Consider the following 11,390-nt stretch of genomic DNA (forward strand, 5'->3'; position numbering starts at 1 on the left):
CATGAGTGACTCTACATCCAATCTAGCGACATTAGAACTTGTTTCAATACAGTATGAAATTACCCGAAGTCTTAATGCTAATACTGATTTTAGGCCATTGTGCCGAAAGTATATGGAAACTTGTATTCGTCGTTTATCGGTTAAGGCGGCTTATTTATACATTCCAAGGAAATTAGCCGGCGATTTGTTTACCACTGAGGAAGTTGTTTGCAACGATTGGGGAAGGATAAGTATGCCAAGTATTACGGCATGTAATCCCGAACAAGTTTCTGCCATCAACCTGTTTTTTAAGCAAATATTTCGAACACAGCCTACAGATTATGTTGTTAGTAAGCAGATAATACATCAGAATACTTTTTATCATATTTTTGCCTTCTCCAATCAAGCCATTTTTGTACTTGAGCGCATTGATAAATCATTGCCTCCTCAGGTCATCAATGCTATTACCCCAGCGGTAAAAGATCTTTTTTACGCATGTAGGTCTTCTTTACAGCACACACAGATGGTTAATGAAGTTGAGCGCCGAAAACAAGCAGAGCATCAACTAACCTATATTGCATTTCATGATGAGTTAACAGGTTTACCTAATCGAACCCGTTTAATTAATGAGCTTAATCAACAGATAGAACAATGTAGTAGCAATGCATTTTCTGGAGCCTTAATTTATATCGATTTAGATGGATTTAGGGATATTAATGATTCTCTTGGGCACCACGTTGGTGATAATTTGCTTTGCCAAGTTGCTCAACGATTACAACTTATTTGTAAACAGCATGAAATTTTAGGACGTTTTTCCGGTGATGAATTTGTTATTTTGTGCCCTAGTCAGTTAAATCTTAAAATATATATTGATGAGTTTCTCAGGCAAATTAATCAATGTTTTACCACAAACTATCTTATTGATAAGCGCAGTATTGATGTGAATGCTAGCATTGGTGTTACCTATTTTTCTGCAAACAGTAGTGATGCCTATACTGTGTTTATGCAGGGTGACTTAGCCATGTCAAAAGCCAAGACTGCGACGGGAACCTGTGCTGTCTTTTATCAGCAAGATATGGAGAAACAAACTCGGCGTCGATATTTACTCGATACCGATATGCGTAAGGCACTAACTCAAAATGACTTCTTTATGGTGGCACAACCTCAAGTTGACGATAATGGTCACATTATTGGGGCCGAATTATTAATTCGATGGAATCATTCTGAGCTTGGCAATATTGCTCCGATGGAATTTATTGGTATTGCAGAAAAGACGGGTTTCATTATTCCACTTGGGGAATGGATATTTGAACAGGCTTGCTTATGTATAAAATCTCTTCAGGCACTTTCATTGACAAAACCAATAACGTTGGCAATAAACTTAAGTGCGAAACAATTTTATCAAGCTGATTTGATTGAACGTATCACTGCCATTATTAATAAACATCAAATAACCGTTTGTAATATAGAGTTGGAATTAACAGAAAGTGCCATGTTGGAAGATGTCGACTTGGCTGTCGCTAAAATAACGGCGTTAAAAAAGATAGGCTTTGAAGTATCCATTGATGATTTTGGAACAGGATATTCCTCGTTAAGTTATCTTAAACACTTACCCGTAGATAAAATTAAAATTGATAGAAGTTTTGTTACCCTTATCGATAAACGCGATGATAGCCGTGCCATTGTTGAAGCCACCATGTTAATTGCGCGAACGTTTAATTTAGACCTTATTGCAGAGGGAGTAGAAACAGAAGCCGAAGTGAATACTCTAAAAGCCTTGGGATGTAAGGCTTTTCAGGGATATTTCTACTATAAGCCAATATCAATAAATGACTTCTTTTTGTTAGTCACAGAGCAGTACACGTTAAAATAAAAATTTAGTCTCTACATCTTTACTCATGGCGCAAGGCTTCTATAGGATCCAATTGTGCGGCTTTACGGGCAGGGAAGTATCCAAAAATAACACCTACAGCCGCTGAGAATAGGAAAGACACCACCACAATACTTAGATTGAAGACAAAGGGAATATGCATTAAGTTCGCTAACGCAACGGATCCAATTAACGCCAGTATTATGCCAATAATTCCACCCAATGAAGACAACATTACTGCTTCTACTAAAAACTGTAATAACACTTCTCGCTCCATAGCACCAATGGCAAGACGAATACCTATTTCCCGTGTGCGTTCGGTGACCGATACCAGCATGATATTCATAATACCAATACCACCAACAAGTAAACTCACTGCCGCAACAGCACCGAGTAAAGTGGTTAATACTTTTGTGATACCACTGAGCATATTGGATATTTCTTTCATGTCCATAACGGTAAAGTCGTCTTCTTCGTTACTCGCTATATGGCGGCGTTCACGCAATAATTCACCAATGGCCTGTTTTACTTTTTGGGTCGATTCGCCATCGTTAACCGAAATTTGAATAAGTTTAATATCTTGGTTACCGGCTAAACGGCGCTGAAAAGTGCGTAGGGGGATCACCACTAAGTCGTCTTGATCTGAACCCATGGTTGACTGTCCTTTGGCATCCAATAACCCTATGATTTCACATGAGAATTTTTCTAATCGTATTTTTTGGCCTAATGGGTTTTGTTCACCAAACAGTTGTTTACGAACGCTTTCTCCGATAACGCATATGGCTTTACCTGCACGTAATTCACTTTGGGTAAATGCTCGTCCTGACGCGAAAATCCAGTTACCAGCAACGAAAAATTGATTGGTGGAGCCCATAATGCTGGTACTCCAGTTTTCATTACCGTAAACCACAGTTGCACCCTGAGATGACGAAGGGGCGACGGCACTGATATTGCTGATCTCTCGAGCAATTGCTTCAGCGTCTGCTAAGTGAAATGCTGATGCCGATGAGCGTTGGCCCATGCCCATTCTCTGACCTGGTGAGACCAATAACAAATTACTGCCAAGGCTAGCTACTTGTTCTGTTACCTGTAAAGTGGCGCCGCCGCCAATGGTAACCATAATGATTACCGCAGCAACACCTATCACAATACCTAATACAGTGAGGAATGAGCGCATAAGGTTACGGCGTATTTCTCTCATTGCCAGTAACACAGCATTCCATAACATTAGCGTGCCCCTCTGCTATCATCTTTGACAACGTGGCCATCGATAAAATGGATCTGACGTTTGGCAAATGCCGCCATGTCTGGCTCATGAGTTACCATAACAATGGTAATACCTTGTTCGAGATTAAACCTACTAAGTAGCTCCATAATTTCTCGGCTACGTGAAGAGTCTAAATTGCCGGTGGGTTCGTCGGCTAATAATACTGATGGTTGAGTGACTATAGCTCTAGCGATGGCAACCCGTTGCTGTTGGCCACCTGATAATTCACCTGGTGTATGATGTTCCCAACCACTCAACCCCACTATATTTAGTGCGTTTAACGCACGCTCACGACGTTCGCCGGCTGGCAAACCGCGATAAATTAACGGTAATTCGACATTTTCTAATGCAGAGGTTCTGTTGAGTAAGTTGAATCCCTGAAAGATAAATCCAAGGTAATTACGCCTTAGAAGCGCCAATTGATCGCGGCTTAGTGAACCGACATCTATACCATCAAACAGATATTGGCCTGCCGTGGGGGTATCTAGGCAGCCCAATACATTCATACAGGTTGATTTTCCTGAACCACTGGGTCCCATCACTGCAACAAAATCACCACGCTCAATGGTTAAATTCACCCCAGCCAAAGCCTGCATCTCGGCTTGGCCAGTGCCATAAATCTTACTTACTCCCCTGAGTTCAATAAGAGGATGTTGACTAGCGATTGAATTATTCACTTTGATTACTGACAGTATCGATGATCAATGGCATCTCGTTGATAATATCGCCACTGGTGATTTCGGTATTGATTCCATTGGTTGACCCCGTTGAAACATTAATCGCTACCGGTTGGTTATCTCGCAGTGTCCACACTTGCTGCTGATCTTTTTCAATGTCATTGGTATCAACTTGAGTCTTGGAAATACTCGGAGGTCGAGGCATTATATTTTTCATAAAGCCTCCTTGGTTAGTGGTATTGGTATCCTCTTTAGATGGTTTAAAACGTAGTGCAGCATTAGGTACCAATAAAGTATTTTGAATTTTTTTAACCAGTATATCTGCCGTTGCCGTCATTCCTGGGCGCAGTAATAATGCTGAATTGTCAACACTGAGAACCGTTTCATAAGTCACTACTCCGTCAATAGTTTGCGAAGCAAAATGGATATCTGTGATTGTGGCAGGGAAATTTTTATCGGCATAAGCATCAACGGTAAACGATGCTTCTTGGCCAACCATAATTTGGCCTACGTCAGCTTCATCTACGTCGACATGTAATTCCATTTGAGCGAGGTTTTCGGCCAATGTAAACATGACTGGTGTTTGAAAAGAAGCGGCCATTGTTTGGCCAGGCTCAACATCACGAATTAATACAATGCCATCAATGGGTGAGTGTATGGTGGCTTTCGCCAGAGTTGTTAATTCTGCATCTAAAGCTGCTTGAGATTGAGCTACTAATGCTTTAGCACTGGTAAGGTTCGCGATCGCTCGATCATACGACGCTTGTGATATGTCCAACTCTTGTATTGAATATAAGCCTTTATTTACCAGTTCTCGGTAACGAATTAGGGCTTTGTGAGTTTCTAAAATAGTTGCTTCTACTTGTTTAACCTGTGCTTTAGCCGAATCAAGATATGCTTTTGCTTGATTAACTTTGGTCTGCAACTGGTCTGTGTTCATGTTGGCAAGTATTTGGCCTTTTTTAACGTAATCGTTAAAATCCACCAATACAGTTTTAATCGTACCAGAAATTTCTGAGCCAACTTCAACTTGATTGACGGGTTGTAGTGTACCTGTAGCCGTAACAGTAATACTTAAAGATCCACGGCTGACATTGGCTGTTTTATATTGCAGCGTTTGTGACTGACTACTACTCCACATTTGCCATACTAGAATAGCGATAACAACAATGACCCCAGTGCCCCAAAACCATTTTTTAACGGATTTTTTCTTTCCATTAGATTGATCAAGTCCCAGAGTTTGACGAATATCATTACCCTGTGTAGTTATCGGCTTTTGCCTCTCTGGTGCCATGTCATGCACCTTTTATTATTAGAATATATATCAAGGCAGGGGTCCTTTACGTTAGACAATTGTCCTCGACATACTCGAGGACTGCTATTTAAATAGTGTAATGGTTAGCTGGACAAGCAATGTGATCTCAGTCAATTTAATGAGATATATCAAGGCAAATTAGTCATGATTAATAAACATGACGAGTATTCGCTCATTTTCAAAGCATATGCTAGCTAGAGTGATGTTGTTAACAGTATTTTTAAATGCATTTTATATCGCGAGATAGGATACAAAGGGACTTATCGTGTCAAATAAGCATCAAATAATAAATCGATAGTCCTATGGCAGACTTTAATGAGCAAGCGTAATATTAAAGCCGAAACCGTAGACATATACGTAGACATATAAATGTGTTGAAAGTATTTTTTATCTTTTTAATCAACAGAATATTTTTGCTCTTGTGGCATTTTATAGTAAGAATATATCGTTTTTTGGTTTACATAATGCTTATTTACTAAACTTAATATAATGTAGTAGATTTGATCAAGATCAAGCGTATTATTTATCTCAAGGACTAAACTTATTTATGTTGGTTAGATAATGTTGATTAGTCCTAGACAGTCTGATTACCCATTACAAACTTGTTTCTTTAGGAGACAAAATGAATTTTAAAGACTATTACACTATATTAGGTGTTGAACCTGATGCTGATGATAAAACGATAAAAAAAGCCTATAAAAAACTCGCTGTTAAGTATCATCCAGATGTAAGTAAACATCCTGAAGCAGAAGAAAAATTTAAAGAAATTGGTGAAGCCTATGAAGTTTTGCACAATAGTGAAGAGCGTGCACAATATGACGAATTGCGTCATCATCACCTAAATAGAAGCCAAAGCAGGGGCAGTGCTGGTCAAGGTTGGGGTCAACAAAACGATCCACAAACGGATCAAGAGTTTTCTGACTTTTTTAATTCAATTTTCGGTGGACGACATACAGGTTTTGAGCAAGGTGGCCAGCAACGTAGTAGCCAAACTAGACGTGCAAAAGGTCAAGATGTGGAAATGGAATTCCCGATGTTTCTAGAAGAAACCTTAGTAGACACACTCAAACCCGTGTCGTTTACTTTGCAACAGCGTGATGCCCGAGGTCATATTGTTGAGCAACCTAAATCCTTAAAAGTTAAAATTCCTGCTGGTGTTGCTAATGGTGAACGTATTCGCCTTAAAGGGCAGGGTGGAGCCGGACAAACTAAAGCTGATAATGGCGATCTGTATTTACAAATTCGCTATGCGCCGCATCCTTTATTTGATGTTGATGGTAAAGATTTGAGTATTGTTGTGCCCATTGCACCATGGGAAGCGGTGCTGGGTACTAAACTAAAAATCCCGACTTTAACGGGTAATATTCAAGTTAGTATTCCGGTAAATAGTCAATCAGGACAACGCTTGCGCATAAAAGGTAAAGGGTTACTGAGCAAAAAAGCGCATGGTGATTTATATGCGGTACTCAAGATTGTTGTTCCTAAATCAACAGATGATACAAGCAAAAAATTGTGGACTGAATTAGCCGAAAAAACAACATTCGACCCACGTGACAGTTGGAGTAAATAATGATGCTGCAAATTAATATAAGCGAACAAGACCGTTGGTTAAGTAGCGATGAACTGTGTGAGTGCAGTGATATTAGTTCTGCATTGCTGCTTGAACTTGTAGAGCACAGTATCGCGATTCCATTTGAGGGCGTTGAATTAGCACAATGGCAATTTAGTGTGGAAAATTTGCTTGTAGTACAAAAAGCGACCCGAATTCAGCGTGATCTTGCGCTCGATTGGGGAGATACCGCGTTAATTCTACAATTACTCGATGAAAGAGAACAATTAGAACGACAAGTATTAATGCTAAAACAGCAACTAAAACGATTTAAAGCGTAGCGACATGTTGTCTAGAATTAACCATCTAATAAATCTAGGTGTTTTGTTTAAGCAATGATTGTCCGCTTTGCAAGTGTGCTCTCAATATTGAATAGCGTGTTCATTTGTTCATTTGTTCATTATTATCGCCCGTTTATCTTTCAAGATGAATTTGTAGCTGTTTTTTTGGTATTAAATAAAAACCATAATGAAGCAAAAATCAGTCATCGGTAACGTGATAGACATAAGTCAGAATTGTTGTTCTACTATTTTGGTTAAATGGATATTTTTCGTTAAATAATCATTATATTTCAAAGTGTTAGGCTAAATCTTTAGGGTTGAATCTTACTCCGTGATTTCTTTACTCCCGCAGGTTTACTTGAATCAAACTCAATATTGAAAACCAAATCAACATTGAGCCTGACTCGCCATTATTTAGCTAACCGCTACAATTGTGTATGACGTTTACAAATGTTTATTAAAACGTTTAGCCGCTAACAACACGCCAACACAGGTAAAGCCGAGTAACCACAATGCATCCTTGCCTAATGATGTCACTTCTGCTTCTCGAAGTACTATTCCTCTAACCATACGAATGAAATGGGTTGCAGGTAGCATTTCTGCAGCCCATTGGGCTCCAATTGGCATAGCTTCATAAGGAAACATAAAGCCAGATAACAAAATGGATGGCATTAATACAAAAATGGTCAATTGCATCGCTTGAAGCTGAGTATTAACGATGGTGCTAATGACCAATCCTAAAGCCAAACTGGCACAAATGAACAAAAATGAAGCGAGTAATAAAGAATCTAGGCCACCGCGGACAGGAACTGAAAATATCCAGTGTCCAGCACTGAGAATAATCGCAACTTGGATTAATCCGACTAAAATGTAGGGGATTATTTTACCCAACATCAGCTCCAGAGGGTGTACTGGAGTGACAATTAAAAATTCCATGTTACCCAACTCCCGCTCTCGAACAATGGCAGCGGAGGTAAACATAATCATGGTCATCGTTAAGATAATAGCCAGTAACCCTGGGACAATATTGACTGCTGAACGTTGCTCTGGGTTAAAATATTCGACTACTTCAAATGTCGGTACGCTCATTACGGTTGCACGGTTAGCCACTTCGTTCAGTGGTAAGGTTCTCAGCGCTCTGATCGTTGAGGCTACCATAGTATCCGAGCCGTCTAATAACCATTGTCCCACCGGACGAGTTATTTGTGATGATTCCCGTTTTGAATCATAGGAGGGATGAATCAACAGTCGTTGAGGCAAATCAACGGGTACATAGAGTACTGCTTTGACTTCTCCGTTGGTAATGGCTTTCTCGGCTTCCTTTATAGAGTAGTATTGATGTACGAAATCAACTGCTTGTGTAGCTACCACTGTTTGTGTAATGGCTCGGCTATAGGTAGTTTGACTCATGTCGATAATACCTGCAGGCACATGGCGAACATCGGTATTGATGGCATAACCAAATAATACTAATTGCAGCAAAGGGATCATGACTATCATGCCAAAAGTCATTCGGTCTCTTGACAGTTGTTTCAATTCTTTGACGACAATGGCAATTAACCTACCCCACATGTCGACCTCCAGTACTGGTGACAAACACATCTTCAAGACTCGGCCTAACTATTTCAAGCTTATATTGCTGACAAACAGGGCTAAGCAATTTAATGGGTTCTGCTATGGAGTCATCTATTAGCACTCTTAACCGAGTGCCAGATTGAGATGCGGAAATAACCGCTTTTATGTCAGTTAGTTTCTGTTTTAACGACCTTAAATCATTGCCAGTCACTTCAATAACCGTGGCACCCATGGATTGCATTAACTCACGCGGTGTACCGTCGGCTCGTTTGATACCATTTTCCAAAATGGCTAATTGATGGCAGCGTTCTGCTTCATCCATATAGTGGGTTGAAACCAAAATTGTGGTGCCATTTTCACTGAGGTCAAACAGGTGTTCCCAAAAATCACGACGGTTTTGTGGGTCTACAGCTGAAGTGGGTTCATCAAGAAAGAGTAATTCAGGACAATGCATAATGGCACATGCAAGAGCCAAGCGTTGTTTTTGCCCGCCGCTCATGGTTCCAGCTAACTGTTTTTGTTGTTGTTCTAGATCATATTGTGCCAGTAATGTTGATATTCGCGATTTATCTTTCACCCCATAAATAGCCGCAACAAAGCGCATATTTTCTAATACTGTCAAATTGTCATACAAGGAAAATTTCTGAGTCATATAACCAATTCTGCTTTTGAGTAACTCTTCATTCCCTTGTAGCGTTAATCCTAAAACAGTGGCTTCGCCAGAACTGGGTCTCAATAAGCCAGTTAACATCCTAATTAATGTTGACTTACCACAGCCATTTGGGCCGAGAAAACCATAAATACAACCTTTTGGTACCAGTAAATTCAGATCATCTACTGCCACTAAATCACCAAAACGACGCGTGAGTCCTTGAGTTTCGATTACATAAGAGGATTCATTCATGGTAAACGAACCTCTACGCCAATCCCTGTTGCTAAGTTTTCATCAGCAGGTAAGTCTATCTCTGTTAAATACATTAACCGGGCACGATCTCGTTCATTAAGTGCAAAGTAAGGTGTAAAGGCAGGGGTACTTCTGATGTTATGTACCGTTCCTGTAACAGGTTGTTTATGACCATCAATCCATACTTGTACTGAGTCACCTTGGTTTATTTTACCTAGCGCCGTTGCTGGTAAATATACTCGGGCATAAAGACGATCGCTGGCCAAAAGCGTTATTAGTTGAACATTAGCAGCAACGCGATCGCCAAGCTTCCAAGGTAAAACATCTACAACACCTGACTTTGGAGCGAGTATGCTTAAATCGGCTAGTGATTGCCGTGCATCGGCCAATGATGCTTGCGCAGCGTTTGTTTGCGCTTGTGCTTGAGCAATCTCTTCGCTGCGAGTACCATTTTTAAGTTCTAACCATTGTTGTTTTGCTTGGCTTAATTGGGCAGTTGTTTGATCTTTTAGTGCTTTAGCTGAATCATATTCAGATTTTGCCACCAATTTTTTTAACCAAAGGTCCTTCATTCGGACATAGCTTCTTTCTGCATCTTGGGCTTGAGCCTGCACAGCAAGCATTGCGGCATTGGCTGCTGCAAGTTGTTCTAAACGAGCCCCAGTTTGCAGTTGATTTAGTTTTGCTTGTGCTTGAACAAGTAAGGCTTGTCGTTGATCAATTAGCAATTGCGCGTGCCGGGGATCAAGTTGAATTAATAAATCACCTGACTTTACCGTCTGTCCTTCTTCAACAGCAATAGTGCGAATTTGCTCTGAAACAGGTGCTGAAAGTATTATTCGATCTCGTTCAATCAGCCCCATTGCAATTTCACCTTCTTCACCAGAACAACCAGCGAATAGAAAAATTATCGACAACCATAATAGATGACGTTTCATCATTGAGCTCCTGACTCTGAAGATTGTTGAGATGGGTCTTGGAATAGCCCTTGATTCATTACATTTATATTATGTTTAAGCAGATTATCGAGCATTGATTGGCTAAGTGGTAAATTTAACTCGTCGAGTATCACTTTAGGCGCAATTAATGGGAACACCATTAAACTGATAAAACTTAACCGGACCCATTGTGGATCCAGTTGTGGATTGAGTCTTTGTTGATGGGATAAGTCCTGAATCCAGTCACCTGCAAACCCAAGCATTTCTTGAATAACATGCGATACAATGCTGAAAGCTTCATCACTGGTCTGTTGATTCAATACTTGAAATATTAACCGCGGCAGAGCAGGGGTTTTTTCCATCATTTGATAATAGGCACTCATTAATGCCCCTGGAGAATTGTTTTGTTTTTTCAAATCTTGTTTAAACATACTTGCTACGGGAGCAACTGTTTCTCGAACCATGGTTTCAAACAAACCCGCTTTGGAGTCAAAGTAATAACGGATCATAGCGGCATCGACATCAGCTCGTCGTGCTAATTCTCGGATTGAGACTCGATCATAGCTGTTGTGAAGGAAACAACCTTGTGCCGCTTCAATGAGTGCTGCACGGGTTTGTGTTTCACCTTTGGGTCTTCCAGGTTTATCAGCCATTTCGAACTCCATTTATTCATCAGTTGATGAATAATAACAAATACTGGCAAAGAGAATAGGACATTAATTCCACAATTTAATATCCGGTGAGGAATTACATTAATAAAAGCACTTATTAATATGGATAAGAACTATCGTTTTGCTACATACTTAGGCTAAATATTAAACAGGTTTATTGACTAGGGGAATAAACTCCAAATCATTAATGAAGTAAAACTTATCTTGTGCATTGAATATTATTCTTGTTATTTAAAGGTAAATATAAAGCGTTGACAGATTTTTATAGGGTTCAGTTGGCTCTCTTAGTACTATATGGCATATA

Annotated in this window: 10 protein-coding genes; 3 read left to right on the forward strand and 7 right to left on the reverse strand. The window is 39.9% G+C overall.

Annotated elements, in window-relative coordinates:
- Position 1: 1 nt before the first annotated feature.
- Positions 2-1,852, forward strand: a complete 1,851-nt coding sequence (locus FH971_RS09015; protein WP_140234077.1) for a putative bifunctional diguanylate cyclase/phosphodiesterase — start codon at positions 2-4, stop codon at positions 1,850-1,852.
- 19 nt (positions 1,853-1,871) lie between these two features.
- Here the strand turns inward: FH971_RS09015 and FH971_RS09020 are convergent, their stop codons facing one another.
- The 3 genes from FH971_RS09020 to FH971_RS09030 are packed head-to-tail and all read right to left on the reverse strand — an operon-like array spanning position 1,872 to position 5,087.
- Complete coding sequence (locus FH971_RS09020; protein ID WP_140234078.1) at positions 1,872-3,077, reverse strand: ABC transporter permease; 1,206 nt, start codon at positions 3,075-3,077, stop codon at positions 1,872-1,874.
- Entirely contained in the window at positions 3,077-3,781 is a 705-nt protein-coding gene (locus FH971_RS09025) for an ABC transporter ATP-binding protein (protein ID WP_206194462.1), read from the reverse strand. Before FH971_RS09025 ends, FH971_RS09020 begins: the two co-directional genes overlap by 1 nt.
- A gap of 4 nt (positions 3,782-3,785) precedes the next feature.
- Complete coding sequence (locus tag FH971_RS09030; RefSeq protein ID WP_137220847.1) at positions 3,786-5,087, reverse strand: efflux RND transporter periplasmic adaptor subunit; 1,302 nt, start codon at positions 5,085-5,087, stop codon at positions 3,786-3,788.
- A gap of 643 nt (positions 5,088-5,730) precedes the next feature.
- Here FH971_RS09030 and FH971_RS09035 point away from each other — a divergent pair.
- On the forward strand, positions 5,731-6,678 hold the full coding sequence (locus FH971_RS09035) for a DnaJ C-terminal domain-containing protein (RefSeq protein ID WP_137220845.1): 948 nt from the start codon (positions 5,731-5,733) through the stop codon (positions 6,676-6,678).
- A complete protein-coding gene (locus FH971_RS09040; RefSeq protein WP_240778465.1) occupies positions 6,678-6,998 on the forward strand; it encodes a chaperone modulator CbpM in 321 nt (106 codons plus the stop codon). The genes FH971_RS09035 and FH971_RS09040 overlap by 1 nt, the downstream gene beginning before the upstream one ends.
- Positions 6,999-7,442: 444 nt before the next feature.
- Here the strand turns inward: FH971_RS09040 and FH971_RS09045 are convergent, their stop codons facing one another.
- Genes FH971_RS09045 through FH971_RS09060 form a run of 4 tightly spaced genes read right to left on the reverse strand, consistent with a single transcriptional unit; the run spans position 7,443 to position 11,068 of the window.
- Positions 7,443-8,570, reverse strand: a complete 1,128-nt coding sequence (locus FH971_RS09045; protein WP_140234079.1) for an ABC transporter permease — start codon at positions 8,568-8,570, stop codon at positions 7,443-7,445.
- Positions 8,560-9,477, reverse strand: coding sequence for an ABC transporter ATP-binding protein (locus tag FH971_RS09050; RefSeq protein ID WP_140234080.1), 918 nt, complete (start codon positions 9,475-9,477; stop codon positions 8,560-8,562). Before FH971_RS09050 ends, FH971_RS09045 begins: the two co-directional genes overlap by 11 nt.
- A complete protein-coding gene (locus FH971_RS09055; protein ID WP_140234081.1) occupies positions 9,474-10,418 on the reverse strand; it encodes an HlyD family secretion protein in 945 nt (314 codons plus the stop codon). The genes FH971_RS09050 and FH971_RS09055 overlap by 4 nt, the downstream gene beginning before the upstream one ends.
- Positions 10,415-11,068, reverse strand: coding sequence for a TetR/AcrR family transcriptional regulator (locus FH971_RS09060; RefSeq protein WP_167496000.1), 654 nt, complete (start codon positions 11,066-11,068; stop codon positions 10,415-10,417). Before FH971_RS09060 ends, FH971_RS09055 begins: the two co-directional genes overlap by 4 nt.
- Positions 11,069-11,390 lie beyond the last annotated feature (322 nt).

Source organism: Shewanella polaris (genome assembly GCF_006385555.1).
Lineage (GTDB): Bacteria > Pseudomonadota > Gammaproteobacteria > Enterobacterales > Shewanellaceae > Shewanella > Shewanella polaris.

Bases quoted from the DNA above. Each gene is read 5' to 3' on its own strand.
- FH971_RS09045 (WP_140234079.1), bottom strand. From the start codon at position 8,570: ATGTGGGGTAGGTTAATTGCCATTGTCGTCAAAGAATTGAAACAACTG.
- FH971_RS09060 (WP_167496000.1), bottom strand. From the start codon at position 11,068: ATGGCTGATAAACCTGGAAGACCCAAAGGTGAAACACAAACCCGTGCA.
- FH971_RS09020 (WP_140234078.1), bottom strand. From the start codon at position 3,077: ATGTTATGGAATGCTGTGTTACTGGCAATGAGAGAAATACGCCGTAAC.
- FH971_RS09015 (WP_140234077.1), top strand. From the start codon at position 2: ATGAGTGACTCTACATCCAATCTAGCGACATTAGAACTTGTTTCAATA.
- FH971_RS09030 (WP_137220847.1), bottom strand. From the start codon at position 5,087: ATGGCACCAGAGAGGCAAAAGCCGATAACTACACAGGGTAATGATATT.
- FH971_RS09035 (WP_137220845.1), top strand. From the start codon at position 5,731: ATGAATTTTAAAGACTATTACACTATATTAGGTGTTGAACCTGATGCT.
- FH971_RS09040 (WP_240778465.1), top strand. From the start codon at position 6,678: ATGATGCTGCAAATTAATATAAGCGAACAAGACCGTTGGTTAAGTAGC.
- FH971_RS09055 (WP_140234081.1), bottom strand. From the start codon at position 10,418: ATGATGAAACGTCATCTATTATGGTTGTCGATAATTTTTCTATTCGCT.
- FH971_RS09050 (WP_140234080.1), bottom strand. From the start codon at position 9,477: ATGAATGAATCCTCTTATGTAATCGAAACTCAAGGACTCACGCGTCGT.